Raw genomic sequence first — 19,250 nt, 5'->3', positions numbered from 1 at the left:
TATTGAGGCTTCCTAAAAAGGTAACAATCAAAGAAGTTGGCCCAAGAGATGGTTTACAGAATGAAAAGAAATTTGTTTCAACAAATGACAAATTAAAATGGATTCAATTGTTAGAACAAAGCGGACTTAGTTATATTGAAGTTTCTTCATTTGTTCGTCCAGATTGGATCCCACAATTAAGTGATTCATCAGAGCTTTTCATGGCTCTTAACAAGAAGAAAGATATTACGTATGCTGCATTAGTTCCGAATAAACGTGGTCTAACACGTGCTTTTGTTGTTGATGCTGATGAAGTGAACTTTTTTCTATCAGCGAGTGAAACACATAACCGTAAAAATAAGAATGTTTCAATCGAAGACTCTTTAAATGAAATCAAAAAAATGGTAAACGAATGTAAAGATTATGGAAAAACTACAAGAGTATACATTTCTACTGTATTCGGATGTCCATACGAAGGAAATGTAGATGAAAAGAAAGTTATTTCGTTAGCTGAAAGTTTACTAGCTTTAGAAATTGATGAAATTTCATTTGGAGACACGATTGGGATTGCAAATCCATATCAAGTTGGACATTTTTTAGAACATTTATTACAAGTTATTCCTGTAGAGAAATGTGCGATGCATTTTCATGACACGTATGGAAGAGGCATCAGTAACATTTATGAATCTTTAAGACAGGGAATCTCTGTATTTGATGCTTCGACTGGTGGGTTTGGTGGATGCCCATATGCTCCAGGAGCTAGTGGAAATGTAGCAACAGAAGATGTTGTTTCATTGTTACATAGTCTAGGAATTGAAACGAATGTCCGTTTAGAAGACGTCGTACGGGCTGCAACATTTATTTCTGATAAATTGCATAAACAACCTACAAGTAAATTATGGAACGTCATTCAAACGACAAAGGAGTTTTAGAGAATGGAAGAAACGTTGCTAATTGAAAAAAGTGGATACACGAAAATTTTAAAATTAAACCGTACTAATCAAGCCAATTCCCTTTCACTATCACTTCTTGATGCCTTACATAAAGAAATTGATGAACTATCAACTGATAAAACTGTCCGCTCAGTCATCATTACAGGAGTTGGATCATCTTACTTTTGTAGTGGAGCGGATTTAAAAGAACGTAGAGACATGTCAATTGAACAAGTAGAAGAGACTGTTGGAAAGATTGGAATGTTATTCTATAAAATTGAAAAACTACCAATGCCAGTTATAGCTGCTGTAAATGGAATCGCACTTGGTGGTGGATTTGAATTAGCACTAGCTTGTGATATTCGTGTGGCTCAGCATAATGCTATTTTTGGATTACCAGAGACATCTCTTGGTATTATTCCTGGAGCAGGTGGAACACAACGATTAGCACGATTAATTGGGGTTGGAAAGGCTAAAGAGTTAATTTATACAGGTCGTAAAATTGATTCTGATGAAGCTGTTGCAATTGGGATTGTAGAACGATTAACAAATAGCGAAGATGCTCTTAATGTAGCACTTTCGATTTGTGAAGTAATCAATCAAAACGGCCCACTGGCAATCAGGGCAGCTAAGTCTGCTATTCAAGATGGTTATTCAGTCTCAATTGAAGAAGGACTCTCATTTGAAAATGAAGCATATGGAAGTATTTTACATACAAATGATCGTTTAGAAGGATTACAAGCGTTTAAAGAAAAAAGAAAGCCGCAATATAAGGGGGTCTAGTCGATGAACGATACAAAGCTATCATATCAAGAACGTATAGAAGAAATTAAAAAAGGTGGAAAATCAAAATATCATGAAAGTAATGCTGAACTAGGTAAACTATTTGCTAGAGATCGATTAGCATTACTTTTAGATGAAGGTAGTTTTGTTGAAGATGGTCTATTTGCTAATTGTGTAAATGATGAGTTTCCATCTGATGGTGTTATAACAGGTATTGGAACAATCAATGGGCGAACTGTCTGTGTAATGGCGAATGATTCAACAGTAAAAGCTGGATCTTGGGGAGAAAAAACAGTTGAAAAAATTATTCGTATCCAAGAAACTTGTGAAAGATTACAATGCCCATTGTTCTATTTAGTTGATTCTGCTGGGGCACGAATTACTGATCAAGTATTTATGTTCCCAGGTAGACGAGGAGCAGGAAGAATTTTTAATAATCAAATCAAATTGTCTGGTCAAGTTCCACAAGTTTGTTTATTATTTGGTCCATCTGCTGCAGGTGGAGCTTATATTCCTGCTTTTTGTGATGTTGTCTTCATGGTTGAAGGAAATGCATCAATGTACCTTGGTTCTCCTCGTATGGCAGAAATGGTAATTGGGGAAAAGGTAACATTAGAAGAAATGGGTGGCGCAAGAATGCATTGCTCAGTATCTGGGTGTGGAGACATTTTATGTGGATCTGAGGAAGAAGCTATCTTAAGAGCAAAAGATTACTTATCATATCTTCCAAACTCAGCAAATGAAGCACCGCCTACATATGAAGCAAAACAGCCAATAAAGAAAGAAAAATCGTTAACAGATTTTATACCTGCAAATCAAAATGCACCTTTCCATATGCATGAGTGCATTGACTACTTAGTAGATGAAGGTTCATTCTTTGAAATCAAAAAACTATTTGCTCAAGAGATCGTAACTGGTTTTGCACGATTAGATGGAAAAAGCGTTGGAATCATTGCAAACCAACCAAGAGTAAAAGGTGGCGTTTTATTCCACGACTCCGCTGATAAAGCAGCAAAATTCATTAACTTATGTGATTCTTTCCATATCCCATTAATATTCCTAACGGATGTACCTGGATTCATGATTGGTACAAAAGTCGAACGTGCAGGAATTATCCGTCACGGAGCTAAAATGTTATTTAGCATGAGTGATGCTTCTGTTCCAAAAATTTCTGTTATCGTGAGAAAAGCGTATGGAGCGGGCTTATATGCGATGGCAGGCCCTGCATTTGAAAGTGATTGCGTATTAGCTTTACCTTCTGCTCAAATTGCCGTAATGGGTCCAGAAGCAGCGGTTAATGCGGTATATGCGAAGAAGATTGCTAGTCTTCCAAAAGAAGACCAAGCAGCCTTTATCCAGGAGAAGAGAAAAGAGTATGCTGAGGATATTGACTTGTATAGACTTGCTTCAGAATTAGTAGTCGATGCAGTCATTGATCCAGAGGAATTACGCATTGAGCTAATTAAGCGTATGAATTATTACAACCAATCTTATCAGTTAAAATCAAAAGGTAAGAAACACGGGGTTTATCCAGTATAAATCACAACTCAAATTAGTCCCTTAGATAGGCATTTCGTCTATTTGAGGGACTTTTTAAGTTCTCCACTAAATGCGAATGAAATGTTTATCGTTTATCAAATTAAAATGAGGACTACCTTAATATGAAAAGGCAGTCCTCAATAACACGGTTAATTCTGAATGGTAACTAAATAAATTAAATATGCGTTTCAATTGCTTTATTTTGATCAAAGTATTTATATGCATAGCGTGTATAGAGTAGAACTATGATTGACCATATCGTATTCCCAATAAAAGGCTGTTGTTTATGTGAAATTGCTAACGTAAAACTTATTAGCCCGAAAATCAAAGAATAACCAATCATCAACCAAAATCCCCATTTTTTAAGTCTTATATATCCATAGATAAGAACTAACGAAAAGAGAGCGACTAAAACCCTTACTAATTGCTCAGGAACGTATGCATTTGATAATCCAATTCTAGTAGCTATACTAATTTCATCAGCGGTAGTAGGGTCATAGAAAAGAGCGGAAAGCAGTAATATGATAGAACCAAATATATAAAAACAGCTAATTAAATTTACTCCAATAGGTCTTATCATTTAAATATCACACCTCCTAAATTGAAGATTTAAAAGTGATTTGTTTAGAGTTTGAAGAATTTATTAATTTTAGACTATCATATGGAAAAATAGTAGAGAATACATAAAAATCGACAATTTCTTATAATGTAGTGTTTTCGAATAATAAAAGGAGATAGTTGAGAGCGGATTGTTTTCAAGAAATCTCCTTAAAATGCGAGGTGTTAAAAGTGCATAGTTCCTCTTTAGATACGGAATTTTCGGAAAAATACAACAAAGTACCTTGTTGCACACACTACTGTGTGGTAACATGTAGTCAAAGGGGAGATCTTATGGAAATGTCAGAATGGACTTCCCAGGTTCGCCGAGGAATCCTGGAATATTGTATTATGTTATTGATTAGCAAGGAACCGCGTTACGGGTATGAATTAGTGACCTTGTTAGACAAATGGGAGCCATTCGCAATTACAGAGGGAACATTATATCCACTTTTACGTAGGCTACTCAAAGAAAATTACATCGAATCCTTCTGGAGAGAATCAGAATCTGGGCCGCCACGTAAATACTATAACTTAACACCATCTGGACATCATTTGTTAGAGATGATGTTTTTAGAGTGGGGGAAAGTTAGCGGAGCAGTGCATCAAATTCAATCTTACAAAGGAGAGGAACAGTTATGAGCCCTAAAGGGAAAAACTATTTAGATACGTTTTATCAACATTTAAATAAATTACCAGAGGATGAACGACGAGATGCAGTTCTTGAAATTGAAAGTCATATTATGGATGGAGTGCTTAACGGTCAGTCAGAAGATGAAATTTTGAAAAAGCTTGGAGATCCACAAATACTCGCGAAAGCATATAGAAGTGAGTATATCATGCACCGAAAATCGATTCGTTCCTTTAAAGACGTTTTTGCCATACTTGGTTTTTATTGTACAACCGGATTGCTTAGCGTGATGATCGTTCCAGTCTTGGCAACCATTGCGTACGGATTCGGTTTCTGTGCAGTTCTAATCTTCATTGCAGGCATTCTTCGTACTTTTGGTGTTCCTTGGATCAATATGGACATAGGTCCTAATATATCTGTACCAACGCAATGGAGCATGGTCTACTCTTTAATAGTTGGCGGAATTATCGGAGGTATCGCATATATTAGTAGGAAGTATCTTCGAGTTTATTTAAATTTCCTTTCAGCTAGTTATCGTAAAGTAATTCCAGTAAAAAGCACAACTTCACACCATCATGAAAATTACTAACTACATATTAATACTACTTAAACTACCATTTATCTCCTTAGATTCTTCAAGAACTCGCATAAAATTTTAGAATTTATTTCAAAAAACTAGATAAAAAGATAAACGAGTGCTCAAGATAAAGAGGACTCGTTTGTTAATTCTATATAAGACTTTATTTCACTTTAGCAATAATCCCATTATGAACCTTTAAGAAACCGTGCCTTATAATATCAAATCCATTTTCATATACATACAATCCCATTTGTTCAATTGTCATTAATTCTCGATAAGTATGATTCATTACATCTGCCATTATTTCATAATACAATTTAGAATGTAACTGAGCACGAGGGGTAGTCATAATAACATAACCGCTGTCTTTACAAAACTTTCGATGCCATTCCATTACTTCCGGTTTAATTTCATCTGGAAAATGCTCTAGAAGACCGACACTTAACACAATATCAAATTCTTTACCGTAAGGAAGATCACGTATGTCACTTATTACATATTCAATATTCATTTGATCCTTATACCAAACTTTAGAAGAACCAGTTTGTGGATTAGAACCTAGAAACGGATAGCTTTCAGGAAAATCCTTAAAACGATGCGTTTTACAATATTCATCATAATCTACAAGAATTACTTCACCATCAGGATACATAGCAGCTAACTGCAAAGCTTCATAGCCTTCAGCGGCACCTAAAAATAAAATTCGAGGCTTCTTTACATCTAATCCTTCAAAAAGCGCTCTTTTTCCTCGTGGATCCCAAATTCCATCTTGAATCCGGTGAGCATAATTCCATATATGAATTTGACCTAGTTCTTTCAATGTCTGCTTTACTTGAGAGGCTTTAAAAGATGCTAATGACTTTAAAAATGCTTTTCGTATTTCTTTTATTTCTTTAGGAACGTCTTTTTGAAACCATTCATGAAAAGATTCATTAAAAAACCGCCAAGAAGTCTTAGGATCCATAGAGCGGCCATTCTCATTTTCCCAATCTAAACGAGACTTTGCTAAATTTTTAACTTCAAAAGGCTTTCCAATATCTTTCCATGAAAGCTGAGACCAATCACTCACTGTATTTAATTTTACAAATTTATTATATTCTCTTTCTGAATATTGCCGAGTATCTTTACGATAAGAGGGGAATAACTCTGTTTCATCAGCGGGGAAACTTTCAAATAAACTGTATTCGTGTAAATTGATTTTAAACATAACTTTTCACTCCTTTATTACAATAAAGTGTTATGAAAGCGCTTTTAAAATAGTTCATTTTTTCAAATATGGACAAGTTTTCGAATCTTATTCATATACATATGAATAAGGGGGGACAGTCTATATGACTACTATTCAAGCTTTAATTCTCGGAATCCTTCAAGGATTAACAGAATTTTTACCAATAAGTAGTACTGGTCATTTATACATAGGACGTCATTTATTCGGATTAGATGAGGCAGGGTTATTATTAGATACTTTAATGCACATTGGAACATTATTAGCTGTATTTGTTTTTTATCAAGATGAATGGAAAAAACTATTACGAAGACCATTTTCAAAGTTAACAATGTTATTAATTGTAGGTACAATTCCAGCAGTAGTAGTGGGATTACTATTCAAAGATTTTTTCGATGCGATCTCTGTATCAGGAAAGACAATTGGTTGGGAATTTTTGATCACAGGGGTTATATTATACGTTGCGGACAAACGAAAATTAGGAAAGAAATCAATGGAAGATTTAACTTGGAAAGATGCATTGTTTATTGGATGTTTTCAAGCTTTAGCAATATTTCCAGCTATTTCTCGTTCAGGATTAACCATTGCGGCAGCTTTATTTAAAGGAATGGAGAGAAAGAGTGCAGCTTATTTTTCGTTCTTGCTTTCAACACCAGCAATACTTGGCGGAATAGTATTTCAAATGAAAGATGTTTTGACTGGAAAAGTGGAGCAAATTACATTGATGCCTTTATTAATAGGAACAATTGCAGCAGCTCTATGTGGGTATATAGCAATCAAATGGATGATTGACTTGCTAAAAAAGCAATCACTAACCTTATTTGCATATTATGTCTGGATATTAGGTGGGGCGATTATTGCGCTGCAGAAAGTTGGTATATTTTAGAAATAACGCCAAATGCATGATATACTAATTGTAAAATCGAACAGGCTAAATAAGGAGAAATGATGAAAAAATATATCTTACTTATCATAGTTGTGTTAGCACTTATAGGTACTAATCCAACTAAAGAAAAATATAGCGTTTGGCTAACTGATAAAGTAATTGTATTAATGGATAAAAAAATAAATGAAACCGCTGATCAATCAATTTTAACAAATTTTACAAAAGAATTTTTGCATGGAATCGTATCATCAATTGGACCGACTTTCGTAAATCATAATACATCACGAACAAACTTTTATTTATTCAGTACATATAACACTGAGATACCAGGAACTGGAGATTCTGTTAAAGCAATAGGAATCTTAAATCACTATATACCAATACACATTCCAAAGAATATTAATTTGAAAGATTTACAAAATGAAATTCTCCAATATAAAGATAAAGGTGTTAGTTTATAAAATAAATGAGTTAAGAAAACCAGTAATTGAGGTTTTCTTTTTTTTGCGTTCTTAAAGTTGTAATCCATTTTTAGACTAGCAGGAAAATTGATGAATAAGGAGAATGAAATAAGATGTAATACTATCTTTATGGAGGTCCAAGATTAAAGAACACCAATCTTAATGATATACACATAAACCTGGTAAAAGTGAATATATGTTACTAAGAATATTTTGCATTCAAAATAAAGATAGAGAAGGGGAAAATCAATGGCGGAAAACAAAAAAGCAACAAAAAGCGCAGTATCAAAAGGATTAGGTTTTGGTTCAGCACTTGCAATGGTTATTTCATGGAGTATAAACAAGTCTATATTATGGGCAATTATTCATGGAATATTTAGTTGGTTTTATGTTATTTATTATGCTTTGGGATATGGACGATAAAAACTAAAGTGAATACACATTCCAAAAAATATTAGTTTGAAGGATTTCCAAAATAAAATAAACCAATTTAAAGATAAAGGCGTTAATTTATAGAAAAAAAAAAGAAAACCGAGTAAATCTGGTTTTCTTTTTTTGTTCTCGCATAGTTGGAATGGATTCAAAATTTAGTTATTTTACAGGTTCTTAAATGGAAATATCAAAGCATATATTTGACCTATAAAGATTGCATAAGGTCCTGGCTAATAATGAAAGGCCAAATCAATCTTAGGAAGTCAGAATTCTACTCAAAAAATGTAAGTTGAGTAAACGCGAATTATTTGAATTATAGGGAGGGAATTGAAATGTCAGTACTTTCCATTGTTCTTCAAAGTTTGCTGGTCTTATATTATATTGTTTCAGGCGTAGCAAAGATTGCAGGCGCCAAATATTGGACCGAAATGTTCGATCATCTTAAATTATCGCAAGGGTTTCGTGTTTTCACAGGTTTCTTTCAATTAGTAGGAGCAATAGTACTCATAATAGGATACTGGTATACAGGGTTAATCGCTTGGGGTGCTATATGGCTAGGAATTTCGATGCTAATAGCGCTTATTGTGCATCTTAGGGTCAAAGATCCATTCAGCAAAAATGCACCCTCATTATTTTTTTTAATAATTAATATCATACTAATCATTATTAATACAAAGGATATGATGCATCCTTTTTCATAAAAAGAAGATTCATATTTGTTTTATCGTACCTGGACAAAAAATCAGATAAAAGGTGAATCCCTAAATTAAGTTCAAGGATTATGAATCGAAATAGTATAGAAAAAAGCATAGCTTAATAAATACGCATGTTTACACGATTTATTGTGTAATACACGCGTATTTATTTTTGTAACCGAAAAACATTTGGAGTTAAATAATGAGAATAGAAGGGAGTTTTTGTAAAAATATAGACAAAAATGTATATTCTTCCAAAAAATACGGGGTTTGTATATCTGTTTATGAATATTGATACATAACGAAATTAAGAGTTAGAAATTTGGAATAATAAAAAAAGTAGAAATTAATAAATCATGTTATAAGATCAAATAGGACATTTTAATAGCTGATTAACTTAAAATATCAAAGAAAAGTTTTAACGAAGTGTGAAAGAATTCTGATAATAGAAATTGAAATGAAAATTAATTAGAAATGATCATATATAAAATGTTAATAAAGTGGACAAGTATAGATTGAGTAAATGTGACTGTAAATGATAAAGAATTCCTGGGGTTAAATTAATGATTACAAAGTTAATTAAGATCAAATGATTAAAATAAATAAATTTGTAATTGATCCAGCTCAAAAATTTATGGTTAATTGGAATTTATATAAAAAGTGTTTTGCTCTAAAAATTTCTTGTTTCATCTCAAAACTTAAAGAATACTTTTCAATTGATACAGATTATTCGATTTCTCAATAACTTCCTATAATATATATTATGTAAACTAGAAAAAATCCATGCGTAATAATAACTAAAGGTACTCACTTCCTATACGTTGAACCAAACTTGTATACATATTGGAACCCAATGTGGTACATAATGTTTTAAAGTTTTATCCCGCTCCTAAATTCCTCCTTTTTTTGAACCAAACATGATACATAACCTACATTGCTTTGATACTGTGAACCCAATGTGATACATAATCTAAAATTTTTTTTTATATTTGGTATTTTTTAATGTATTCAATACCACTACTTCTCTGCGTAAAATAATATGAAGTAATATATTATTTTTTACAGAAAGGTGGATCATTTATGAAGAACCATAATTCCCTGTCGAATAATTTAGATTTTCCTTGGTTTATTGTTGAGTATATGAACGAAAAGTTTCTTTAAATGATTACGCATTAATTGATTTGAAAAATTATATGATAATTCGAGAACATTTAGATACTACATCCTCATATGTTTTTTAACTAAACATAAAAAAGCATATTCTAATATTTCCGCTAAATCAGTTCAAATCATTATAAATAAATATTCTGAGGTGTTTGGCATAAAAGGATTAACACCTCAGAAACTTCGACATTCTTTTGCGACAGTATTATTTGTGAAACTACATCTTTGAATGCGCTTCATCGAGAACTAGTACATGAAAATCTAAATCCTGCGTGGTTATTTAAACAAGTATATAAAAATAAATTTGATTAACCGCTGATTTTAATTCATCGTTTGATAAATGTGTATAAATCATTGTAGTTTGTACTGATGAATGACCTAATTGTCTTCGAAGTTTTGGTACATCATTGTTTTAAAAGTGGTATTCTGTAGCAAAGCTATGACGAAGTTTATGGACTGATAATGCTGGTTTTCCAAAAGATATGGCATATTTTTCAACCATTTTTTCTATAGCCCGCTCTGTTAGCCTTCTAGAAGATGCCTTTGGTCCCATTTTTTGAAGCAATGAATAATGCTGTATCGTTATTTGATACTTTATACTTATCATTTCGAACATTTACATATTCTTTTATGTCTAACATTGCTAGATCACTAAAGTAAACGTATTGCTCTTTGTTACCTTTTCATATTACTCGCACTGTATTCTTATTCCAATCAATATCATCACAATCTAAACCAACTATTTCAGATAACCTAAGACCTGATCCAAGAATCAGTGAAATAATCGCTGTATCTCTTTCTTGTTTCAACTTATGAAAATTAAAAGCCTTTTTATTTGATTGATTTCTTAGTCCATATTCATGTGCTACAAAGTTCCTAAATTGCTCAAATTCATCTCCACGTAAAATTTTCCCTTCCATTCTATTAGCTTGTGTTTCCTGATCTTCTTTAATTAAATTCAAATCAACTTTAGCCATTACATTTCTATTTATATATGCTTTAAGACACTTGAATTAGAAGTTTGTTTTTTAATAGAAGTACTTTATATGCAGGATATAATAACTGCCAGATATTAAAACAGGAGCTGATCATTCAGCTCCTGTTGTTGTTGAACTAACGCATGCGTTAGTTGAATAAGGAATTTTCAAAATCTAATTATTTTAGCTGTAATTCATTCTATATTAAACCACTTACCATGTCCGTCTGTTTCAGCAATTGTTTGTCGCTGTTCTATTCCATTTAAGTAATAAACTAGATGTAAATCTCCATCCTGAATATTATTGTAAATATGAAAAACAACTCGTTTTTTTTCCTATTGATTCAACAATGCTTAAAAGTTGATTTTTTTTCTCTATTGTCATTTGATTTGCAACGTGTGTATGAAATATACGAACAGCACAATCACTTTATTAAGACTAACAAATTTTTAATTTTTATATTCCTCTATCAAATTTAAAGTAGTTCTTGAAGTTCTTACTAATGGATCATTTATTTTATGCTATCGTTTAGAAAAGATTTTCATAATTACTGGATCCGTTCTTTCATCTTCTTGTTTATCAGAAAAGAAAAAACTTAAGTTTGAGTCCTTAAAATAATGTTCATATAGATATGGACGTAGTATTCGTGCCTTATTACTGTTTTCTATGCTTCGTTTATTTGGAGAGCCATCCTTATTCGTTCCATTACGACGTACATCATAGCAATATATTGCATTAGGATTATTCCCCTCTACACGACTACCAATTAGCCTACGCTCTACGTTGCTTTTAATTAATAATTTTTCTTTGGGAATAAAAGGAGCGAATACCTCAGAAAAGTAATTAAATATATCTCTATTTATATTCTTTAACTCTACACCAAAGAAATAACAAAAATCTTTCGTACTATAAAAATGAACATTGTAAAAATCAACATATGCCATGATTGACTGTTTTATATTACTACTTAAAATAAATTCTACTTTAGCTATAGCAAAATTATTTGGTTTGATCTCATTTAATTTAAATAATGTAAGTATTACGATATATTCTACTTCTTTATACTTGAATGGAAACGACTCTATTATCCACTCTTTTTTCTTCATATCGCTTATTAATAATGGCAATTTTTTAAACCGTATTTCTGTTTTATTCTTTTCCATAGCCATAAATAACCCCTTTATTATTTATCAGAAGATATATTTCATTTATATCTTCTTATTAAATGATAATATTTTTAAAAAGTTGAGTTAAATTAGATATTGGATAACAGTTTAATTTTTTATCTATTTTAATACCTATAAAAATTTCATCTAGTATTTATTAGGATTTAATATTTATCTAAACACTTTGCAAACTACTATATCTTCATCAGATAACGGATATAACTAAAAATTCAATGCTATTTTACAAATCATTACCATCAAATTTTAGAGAAATTATGTATTGGAAACCATTCTTAAATCTTTGGAAGTTTCAATTATAGCATCAAAGATTTCTTTTAATATTACTGTCTGGAGTATTAGATAACCATTAGCACAAAACTCTGGGAATGAACCATTTAAATCACTTTTTAGATAGTTTATATACCTATTTAAATTTTGGGAGTCTAAATTATTGTGTTGCATAGAATTACGGTATACCCTCAGCCTATCTAATGCATATTGTAATTTAGGAAAATTATTCTTAAAATCTCTATGAAAATATTGGATAATACCAAGTTCTTTACCTCGTCTATCTATTAACTCAACCATAGAAGCATTTAAATCTTTTGAAAAATTGCTATAACTTTTTTCATTATTTGCTAATTTTATATTTTCAAAATTATATTCATTTAGGAATTGACCATTATCGAGCCATCCCATCCCATAGTAGTCTTCCATTTCAGAGTCAAGACTTTTAGCAGCGTCCACAATATTCTTAATTAATCCTTTTAATTCATTGAGATTATTTAAAGGTTTTATTAGTTCGTTACCTGTTTCCAAACCAAGTGTTTCTTCTATTGTCTTAAAGTTATTTAATTTAAAAATATTATGACTAACACATGTAGGATTATTTCTAAAATTCAAATCATATTTAGCTATCCTATCAATATATCCAAAGTTATTATTTAAAATCACTATGGCATACTCATAGTCAATATTATGATGTAATTTCAAGTTATTATATTTATTACTAAGTTCTATTATCTTAAAAATCTTGTTTTTAATATTAGTTGTTGGATAGCAACTACCCGTGAATTTAATCATCACATTTCTTTTTCTTTTTAAATATCTCTCTAAATTATTTATCCATACTTCGTTTAATTCGTAAGCTTCAATCATTGGTATGCTAAAATATACACTACTGAAGTCTCTGTTATAGTAATCATAATCTAATATATTATATATTTCATCATAAGGCTCTAATTCTTTATTTTCCATATCATTTACATTTTCAATAAAGCTATTAATTGTATTATCAGAAAATATTTTTATTCCAATTTCATCAGCATTTATCAATTCAGAATCGAAATAGTTTACCTTAGTATTTCTGTCATAAACTACTAACCTACTATTACTATCCAGATCTTCAATTACTACAATATAATATTTTTTATATTCAGTTGGCTTTTCATTTACCGAAACCATTTCTACTAGTTGCCCCTCATATTCAGAGTTGCTTTCTTTTATGTACTCTTCCAGTATTTTTTTTATTATTTGCCCATGAATAATACTATTATTCTTTTTATCAATAATAGGTTCTAACGTATTTAAGTTTATAGACTTTGCATTTTTATTAGTAATATAACTTCTTGACTTTTTAATAAATCCTGTAAAACCATCAACAGAAATTGGTAATTCCACTCTGTGTAATTGCTCATATTTATTATTACTAATATACTTTCTCCCATCGTCTGTTAATTTTTGTGTTTTTAAATCATACATGTTATTTAATTCTAAATCAAACACTGCATTCTTTATTAACTCTTCATCAATAGACAACATTTCTGAGATTTGTTTTGTGTCATAACTTTGATTTAGTAATTTTAAAGTAAAGTCCATTACCACAGGCAACCCTTTATACAATGTTGCTAAGCATATGACTGTTTTTTTTAGGATTGGGAAACCTACTTCTTTAATATTAATAATTCTATAATCTGGAAAGTCTGACTTGACTGCATCAAGGACTAATTTCATAGCTCTGCCCCCTTTACGCTACTACTATTTGGATTTCGAGTAATATATTGAACTACCTTTCCAATTCCCTCTTTGTATTTAACATCGCTGTTTAGCACACACTCTTTGTTTCCAACTATAAACAAACAGTTCTTCCCTCTAGATAGAGCAACATTTATTCTTCTTTGATCCTTTAAAAATCCTAATTTATTTTCTTCATTTGAACGAACTACACTATAAAAAACTATTTCACATTCTGACCCTTGAAATGCATCAATATTATCAATTTGAATTTCAATATTTGTCCATTTTGGATTTTTCGGTTCAATTTTATTAATTAACAACTGTTTTTGAGCATTATATCCTGAAATTATTGCCACACTAGCTTGTAAATTCTTTTCATTATAAATTTTGTTAATTTTTTCGAGTTCATTTTTTATTACACGTACTTCTAAATTATTTCTATAAGAGTCGTTAAATTTTTCTTCCATATTATCAGATAAATTTGCTGTGTCAATCCATCTAATAACTTCATTAAAGTCCAAGTTATGTTTCCGATCCTCCACCTTAACCTTTGTATTTATCCTGTATGTTGGATAAAAGCTTGTATTAACTAATTTGGATATCTCGGGGTGCATACGAAATTGTGAAGTCAATGTTTCCTTTGCATCAGGTGAACAAGATTCAAAAATATCTTCAAACAGACTTTTTTCTAATTTTTTTACGTTAATTTCAGTCTCTAAACCTTTGTCTTGCACTAAGTTAACTATTGGAGGTAATTGCTTATGATCGCCTACTAAAATTATTTTTTTCCCTAATAGCATAGGTAGAATAAGCTCGGGTGCTGTTGCCCTAGCAGCCTCATCAATTATGACCCAATCATAAGTTAAGTTTCTTAAAGTATGTCTTGATGCAATACCTACACATGTAGCAGCTACAATTGATGCTTCTCTGGCGAAGATATCATCAAATTCATCCAATAAATCTAATCTATTTGTCCAGTCTTTGATAATATTTATTGTATCTACGACTTTTGAATCAAATAACCTAGAATCAATTTCTTCAGGTTTGATGAAAGTGTTTTTATTTAAATGAAACTGCATGTACTTACTTAGAGTTTTATCTTTGCCATTTAATTGATTAATAAATTCTATCGTATTACTGATAGAATTTGATTTTACATTCTCAGCCCAAGCTTTAATTTGTTCAGTGGCTAGTAAATTCTTTGCATCCTTAGATATTTTATCACTCGTTCCTATACGAATAATTTTCTTATCTGCATGAGTTTGATGCACATTTTTTAGCAAATGATCTACCGCGACATGAGAAGGAGATGTTATTAAAACTGTTGACTTTGAATCCTGTAAAAATATTTGATTTATTAATTCTGTTATTACTGTAGACTTCCCAGTGCCAGGTGGACCTTGAATTATAAAAATGTCATTTGTCTTCAAAGTTTTTTGAACAACAGCTTTATTAGTTTCATCTATATTTTGATTTACAAAGTCTAAATTCAACTCAATTTTTTTCATCGTTAATTGCTCGGGATTAATAAGAAAGTCTATTAAATTTCTATTGACCGATTCGTTATTTTTTAGTGAATATAGTGCATTACTATATCTTTTTAACATTTTGTTACTCATTGATAAATCAACTCTTGTTTCTCCACGTTTACTTAGATTTTCAACTTCCACATCAGAAAGTAGTGCTACCTTTAGCTTATTTTCTTTTATACTTTTAATTGGTCCCACACTTACAAACTTATTTGTTTTTGTTTGTAGTTTTATATAATCTCCATCTTGTAACATTGAGGAGTCGTAGTTAGAATCCATTGTTATTGTTAGAAAGTTATTAGAAACTTCATATTCAAAACCTTCATAATTTCCTATCCGTTCCCTGTTGAAGTTGATTTGTTTAAGTATTTTTAATACTTCCTCCCAATCAGCTATTAGCTTATTTTTTTGTTCTGTTTTTTTAATCTTTTGTTTAAATGCATCAAAGCTCATATCGATATCATTTAACAACTTATTTAGATCGGAAGATTCATTGCCACTCGATCTTTCTTGAGTTATATCTAAATTCAATTTAATCTCGATACCTTTTGACTTTTCTAACTCGTTTTCATGATATTTATCAATAGAGTAAACCTTAATAACTTTTAGGTACCCATTTTTTTTATCCGGTAATAAATGGTACTTAATTCCATTACCTATTAAATAATAATGATTTTCAGTCTTGTATATTGTAGAATCAATTAAACTCTGCTCAATAAAATCTTTGACGACATTAAAATGTGTATTAGTCACTTTCCCTAAATCCTGTAGATTCCTATTAATAATCTGAGGGATAAACAATTTAATATTACCATCAACGACATTAAGACTAATTTCTTGCTTCAAATCTTCAATAAAAGAAATTAAACTTCTATATCTATCTTCCTTACTATGCCCTAGAGCCTTTTTAAGTATATCCTTTAAATTTTGAGACAGAGGTAGAAAATCTACTGAATTAATTAACTCTACTTTATCTTCGGGTGGTTCAATTCCGGTAATCAGATAATAAAAAGTTGCTCCAAGAGAAAAAATATCGCTTCTAAAATCTATTTGTTGTCCCAGTAAATGTTCTGGAGAGGAATAGCGTTTAGTTATGTGATCTTTTAATGTATGACCAGTTCTGAACGAATACATATCCATAATTTTACTAATCCCAAAGTCTATAACTTTTACTTCCATTTGTGAATTTACTAACACATTAGAGGGTTTTATATCTCTATGAATTATCCTCTTATCATGAGCTGCTTGAACTCCATTTAAAATTTGAAACATAATGTGTAATTTTTCTATTTTTGATAAATTATTTTTTTGAATAATCATTTCAAGGGTTTCCCCTTGAAAATGCTCCATTACTATATAAAAATTATCTCCCTCAATACCTGAGTCTTTGTACTCTATAATGTTTGAATGGTTTATCATCGAAAGAGCTTTAGAATCTCTATGAAAAATTTCTTGCAGGTCACGAAACTCTAAATTACTATAATTTTGATTTAATATTTTTGCGACAATTGGCGTTTTCCCTTTAATTGTAATTCCACTATAAATAGTACTTTGGTAATTACCCAACATTTTTTCCTTTAATTCATATTTATTTGCCAGAATCATACGAGCAATACTCCCTTCAAAATAAAATGCTAGAAAAAACTAATCTGTTTATTTTTCTTATCTTGGTATATTTTACCATGATTAACTATAAAAATTTTAAAATTGTATTATTATGTAAATAATTTGGATGTTTCTAAAAATCCTTAATTTCATTAATCCTATTATTTAACCCAAAATTAGACCCGAAATAAATTTGCCAACAACATACTGAAAAATGAAAGTACATATATTTGAGGCAAAAAAAATATACACCTAGTGTACATTTTTTTTAATAGAACTTATTTTTAAAAGAGAGAGCATATATTAAATCCTCAATAACTCTTTTAATACTATCTCTATCATCCTTGGATCAGTATTGGCAATCTTAATGAACTCTTGGACATTCTGATTAATTTCTTTGTTTGCAAATAATTGGCAGATACCTGGAATCTGGGTCATACCTAAAATATTTTCAGGAGTGGAAAAAGCTATTATAGCTGATTGAAAAATTCCCATTATACTTTCAGCTTCATTTATTATTTCTTTTTCCATTTCTTCACTTCTACTTTCAGGATAACACTCTAACAAAATAAGAGTACTTGATAATATCCCCATAGAAGTTACAACTTTTAATAGCATATTATTTTTATCATCTTTTGTTAAAGATAGTATTAAACTCATAATATCTGGATGAACGAATGCGCATAGTATCCCGTAAATTAAACCTAAATCACCTTGTGATCCTAATGCTTTAAAAGTATAAGTAGTTCCAGGTCCTCTTCCCAACATTTGAAATGCTGATTTATTTCTTCCAACTGAAATAGACTCGGGATCTTTTATGTATTGATATAAACGACAAGCATGCTCTACTGTTGTACGGATTAATGCACAAGAGTCTAACAAAAAAGAATTTTCTATTAGACATTTAGTAGCTCTAACATTTTGTTCAATCCTTTCTAATAGTCCCTTTTTATATAGATCTATTTCTGGAGTTTTTAAGGTAGTAATTAAGTTTAAAATTTGTTTAAGTTGATTATCTATATTCATATCTAAGGTCTTCATTATACTATTGTCTCCCTTTATCCAAATAAAAATTAGCAAAAAAATCGGCAATTAGTTATGCAACTATCATATAATTTGTTTCATAACTATTTTAATTGCAATAAACTTACCCATAAGAAATCTTCACCAAAAACATCACTTGGCTGTTCGATTTTTTTCATCTCTCTAAAATTTATGAAGTTAAAGTCATCCTTAAAAATGTCTTTTAGTCGTTCCTCTGAATAACCAATTCCTCTTTTTAAACTCCCAGATTTGTACACTTCCCAATCAGTTGTATCCAGCGCGCCATTAGTATTAAAACAAACTAAACCAAAATGTCCATTTGGCTTAAGGGCATTTTTTACAATTTCTAGATAAGTTAATCTTCGGTGTGGAGCTAGATGATGTAACATGCCACAATCATAAATAAAATCATAAGAATTTGGTTCATATGAAAAATCAAATAAAGATTTACAGTGAAAGTTTATTTTTACTTTCTCTACTTCAGCTCTATCTTTAGCCCATTCAATTGCATTTTCTGAAATATCCAAAGCATCGATGTTACAACCTTTTTTAGACATATAAATAGCATTTCTTCCAGGTCCACATCCAATTTCTAATACCTTTTTTGGAGCATTTAGAATATCAAAGAATTCAACTAGATTTTCATCAGGACCTTTTACTTTAAAAAAAGGAATATCTTTATCTCTATTTTCATAGAAATTCTCCCAAAATTCTTTTGGTTCTCTTAATAAATCATCTAGCATATCCAATACATCATTATAATTTTTTATTGTTGCACTCATAAAATTCTCCTTTATACTTTCTTCTAAATTTTTAAGATAAGTTTATATAAGTAGATATTAGACAGTGTTATTCAATAATCCTTGTTCAACATATTTTAGTTTATTAAATCGAGTAGGAGGGAGCGACTAACTCCCGACCTCTCACACCACCGTACGTACGGTTCCGTATACGGCGGTTCAAATTAAGTCTGACGCAGAAATTCATATCTTTGATATAGACTTTTAAG

18 protein-coding genes are annotated in these 19,250 nt (G+C 30.6%); 9 read left to right on the top strand and 9 right to left on the bottom strand.

Annotation, left to right across the window (positions count from 1 at the left end):
* Positions 1-2: 2 nt before the first annotated feature.
* The 3 genes from J5Y03_RS14715 to J5Y03_RS14705 are packed head-to-tail and all read left to right on the top strand — an operon-like array spanning position 3 to position 3,233.
* Complete coding sequence (locus tag J5Y03_RS14715; protein ID WP_209406756.1) at positions 3-911, top strand: hydroxymethylglutaryl-CoA lyase; 909 nt, start codon at positions 3-5, stop codon at positions 909-911.
* A gap of 3 nt (positions 912-914) precedes the next feature.
* Entirely contained in the window at positions 915-1,694 is a 780-nt protein-coding gene (locus J5Y03_RS14710) for an enoyl-CoA hydratase-related protein (RefSeq protein WP_209406755.1), read from the top strand.
* Positions 1,695-1,697: 3 nt separating this feature from the next.
* On the top strand, positions 1,698-3,233 hold the full coding sequence (locus J5Y03_RS14705) for an acyl-CoA carboxylase subunit beta (RefSeq protein WP_209406754.1): 1,536 nt from the start codon (positions 1,698-1,700) through the stop codon (positions 3,231-3,233).
* Between the two features lie 175 nt (positions 3,234-3,408).
* Here J5Y03_RS14705 and J5Y03_RS14700 read toward each other — a convergent pair whose 3' ends face one another.
* Positions 3,409-3,813, bottom strand: a complete 405-nt coding sequence (locus tag J5Y03_RS14700) for a hypothetical protein (RefSeq protein ID WP_209406753.1) — start codon at positions 3,811-3,813, stop codon at positions 3,409-3,411.
* 311 nt (positions 3,814-4,124) lie between these two features.
* On the opposite strand from J5Y03_RS14700, the gene J5Y03_RS14695 reads away from it, so the two are divergent.
* Positions 4,125-4,472 (top strand): PadR family transcriptional regulator, encoded by a 348-nt coding sequence (locus J5Y03_RS14695; protein WP_209406752.1) that lies wholly within the window; start codon positions 4,125-4,127, stop codon positions 4,470-4,472.
* Positions 4,469-5,050 carry a DUF1700 domain-containing protein gene (locus tag J5Y03_RS14690; RefSeq protein ID WP_209406751.1) on the top strand — a complete coding sequence of 194 codons (582 nt, stop codon included), beginning with the start codon at positions 4,469-4,471 and terminating at the stop codon, positions 5,048-5,050. The genes J5Y03_RS14695 and J5Y03_RS14690 overlap by 4 nt, the downstream gene beginning before the upstream one ends.
* 151 nt (positions 5,051-5,201) lie before the next feature.
* Here J5Y03_RS14690 and J5Y03_RS14685 read toward each other — a convergent pair whose 3' ends face one another.
* On the bottom strand, positions 5,202-6,248 hold the full coding sequence (locus tag J5Y03_RS14685; RefSeq protein ID WP_209406750.1) for a class I SAM-dependent methyltransferase: 1,047 nt from the start codon (positions 6,246-6,248) through the stop codon (positions 5,202-5,204).
* A 124-nt stretch (positions 6,249-6,372) separates the two neighbouring features.
* Between J5Y03_RS14685 and J5Y03_RS14680 the strand changes: the two genes are divergently transcribed.
* The 4 genes from J5Y03_RS14680 to J5Y03_RS14665 all read left to right on the top strand — a co-directional run bounded on the left by J5Y03_RS14680 (position 6,373) and on the right by J5Y03_RS14665 (position 8,746).
* Entirely contained in the window at positions 6,373-7,152 is a 780-nt protein-coding gene (locus J5Y03_RS14680; RefSeq protein ID WP_209406749.1) for an undecaprenyl-diphosphate phosphatase, read from the top strand.
* Positions 7,153-7,214: 62 nt separating this feature from the next.
* The gene (locus tag J5Y03_RS14675) at positions 7,215-7,613 is read left to right on the top strand and encodes a DUF4359 domain-containing protein (protein ID WP_209406748.1); all 399 of its coding nucleotides are present in this window, start codon (positions 7,215-7,217) and stop codon (positions 7,611-7,613) included.
* Positions 7,614-7,862: 249 nt separating this feature from the next.
* Complete coding sequence (locus J5Y03_RS14670) at positions 7,863-8,036, top strand: hypothetical protein (RefSeq protein WP_209406747.1); 174 nt, start codon at positions 7,863-7,865, stop codon at positions 8,034-8,036.
* Positions 8,037-8,377: 341 nt separating this feature from the next.
* Positions 8,378-8,746, top strand: coding sequence for a DoxX family protein (locus J5Y03_RS14665; RefSeq protein WP_209406746.1), 369 nt, complete (start codon positions 8,378-8,380; stop codon positions 8,744-8,746).
* A gap of 1,570 nt (positions 8,747-10,316) precedes the next feature.
* Here J5Y03_RS14665 and J5Y03_RS20120 read toward each other — a convergent pair.
* From J5Y03_RS20120 to J5Y03_RS14635, 7 genes are all read right to left on the bottom strand, one after another.
* Positions 10,317-10,520, bottom strand: coding sequence for a hypothetical protein (locus J5Y03_RS20120; RefSeq protein WP_322099589.1), 204 nt, complete (start codon positions 10,518-10,520; stop codon positions 10,317-10,319).
* Positions 10,521-10,587: 67 nt separating this feature from the next.
* Positions 10,588-10,881 carry a tyrosine-type recombinase/integrase gene (locus J5Y03_RS20115; protein ID WP_322099588.1) on the bottom strand — a complete coding sequence of 98 codons (294 nt, stop codon included), beginning with the start codon at positions 10,879-10,881 and terminating at the stop codon, positions 10,588-10,590.
* A 521-nt stretch (positions 10,882-11,402) separates the two neighbouring features.
* Complete coding sequence (locus tag J5Y03_RS14655; protein WP_209406745.1) at positions 11,403-12,050, bottom strand: DUF6037 family protein; 648 nt, start codon at positions 12,048-12,050, stop codon at positions 11,403-11,405.
* Positions 12,051-12,320: 270 nt separating this feature from the next.
* Positions 12,321-14,060, bottom strand: coding sequence for a hypothetical protein (locus tag J5Y03_RS14650; protein ID WP_209406744.1), 1,740 nt, complete (start codon positions 14,058-14,060; stop codon positions 12,321-12,323).
* Complete coding sequence (locus tag J5Y03_RS14645; protein ID WP_209406743.1) at positions 14,057-17,197, bottom strand: serine/threonine-protein kinase; 3,141 nt, start codon at positions 17,195-17,197, stop codon at positions 14,057-14,059. The genes J5Y03_RS14650 and J5Y03_RS14645 overlap by 4 nt, the downstream gene beginning before the upstream one ends.
* Positions 17,198-17,500: 303 nt before the next feature.
* Positions 17,501-18,238: a hypothetical protein gene (locus tag J5Y03_RS14640; protein WP_209406742.1), complete on the bottom strand. Its 738-nt coding sequence runs from the start codon at positions 18,236-18,238 to the stop codon at positions 17,501-17,503.
* A gap of 86 nt (positions 18,239-18,324) precedes the next feature.
* The gene (locus J5Y03_RS14635; protein ID WP_209406741.1) at positions 18,325-19,023 is read right to left on the bottom strand and encodes a class I SAM-dependent methyltransferase; all 699 of its coding nucleotides are present in this window, start codon (positions 19,021-19,023) and stop codon (positions 18,325-18,327) included.
* Positions 19,024-19,250 lie beyond the last annotated feature (227 nt).

The sequence above is a fragment of the Gottfriedia endophytica genome (assembly GCF_017814275.1).
Classification (GTDB): Bacteria; Bacillota; Bacilli; order Bacillales; family Bacillaceae_G; genus Gottfriedia; species Gottfriedia endophytica.
This window is presented reverse-complemented; position numbering and strand designations above follow the sequence as displayed.

Excerpts from the sequence above, each read along its gene's own strand:
- J5Y03_RS14640 (WP_209406742.1), bottom strand. The coding sequence starts at position 18,238 with ATGAAGACCTTAGATATGAATATAGATAATCAACTTAAACAAATTTTA.
- J5Y03_RS14665 (WP_209406746.1), top strand. The coding sequence starts at position 8,378 with ATGTCAGTACTTTCCATTGTTCTTCAAAGTTTGCTGGTCTTATATTAT.
- J5Y03_RS14710 (WP_209406755.1), top strand. The coding sequence starts at position 915 with ATGGAAGAAACGTTGCTAATTGAAAAAAGTGGATACACGAAAATTTTA.
- J5Y03_RS14700 (WP_209406753.1), bottom strand. The coding sequence starts at position 3,813 with ATGATAAGACCTATTGGAGTAAATTTAATTAGCTGTTTTTATATATTT.
- J5Y03_RS14680 (WP_209406749.1), top strand. The coding sequence starts at position 6,373 with ATGACTACTATTCAAGCTTTAATTCTCGGAATCCTTCAAGGATTAACA.
- J5Y03_RS20115 (WP_322099588.1), bottom strand. The coding sequence starts at position 10,881 with ATGGCTAAAGTTGATTTGAATTTAATTAAAGAAGATCAGGAAACACAA.
- J5Y03_RS14690 (WP_209406751.1), top strand. The coding sequence starts at position 4,469 with ATGAGCCCTAAAGGGAAAAACTATTTAGATACGTTTTATCAACATTTA.
- J5Y03_RS14655 (WP_209406745.1), bottom strand. The coding sequence starts at position 12,050 with ATGGCTATGGAAAAGAATAAAACAGAAATACGGTTTAAAAAATTGCCA.
- J5Y03_RS14650 (WP_209406744.1), bottom strand. The coding sequence starts at position 14,060 with ATGAAATTAGTCCTTGATGCAGTCAAGTCAGACTTTCCAGATTATAGA.
- J5Y03_RS20120 (WP_322099589.1), bottom strand. The coding sequence starts at position 10,520 with ATGTTCGAAATGATAAGTATAAAGTATCAAATAACGATACAGCATTAT.
- J5Y03_RS14695 (WP_209406752.1), top strand. The coding sequence starts at position 4,125 with ATGGAAATGTCAGAATGGACTTCCCAGGTTCGCCGAGGAATCCTGGAA.
- J5Y03_RS14705 (WP_209406754.1), top strand. The coding sequence starts at position 1,698 with ATGAACGATACAAAGCTATCATATCAAGAACGTATAGAAGAAATTAAA.
- J5Y03_RS14675 (WP_209406748.1), top strand. The coding sequence starts at position 7,215 with ATGAAAAAATATATCTTACTTATCATAGTTGTGTTAGCACTTATAGGT.
- J5Y03_RS14685 (WP_209406750.1), bottom strand. The coding sequence starts at position 6,248 with ATGTTTAAAATCAATTTACACGAATACAGTTTATTTGAAAGTTTCCCC.
- J5Y03_RS14635 (WP_209406741.1), bottom strand. The coding sequence starts at position 19,023 with ATGAGTGCAACAATAAAAAATTATAATGATGTATTGGATATGCTAGAT.
- J5Y03_RS14645 (WP_209406743.1), bottom strand. The coding sequence starts at position 17,197 with ATGATTCTGGCAAATAAATATGAATTAAAGGAAAAAATGTTGGGTAAT.
- J5Y03_RS14670 (WP_209406747.1), top strand. The coding sequence starts at position 7,863 with ATGGCGGAAAACAAAAAAGCAACAAAAAGCGCAGTATCAAAAGGATTA.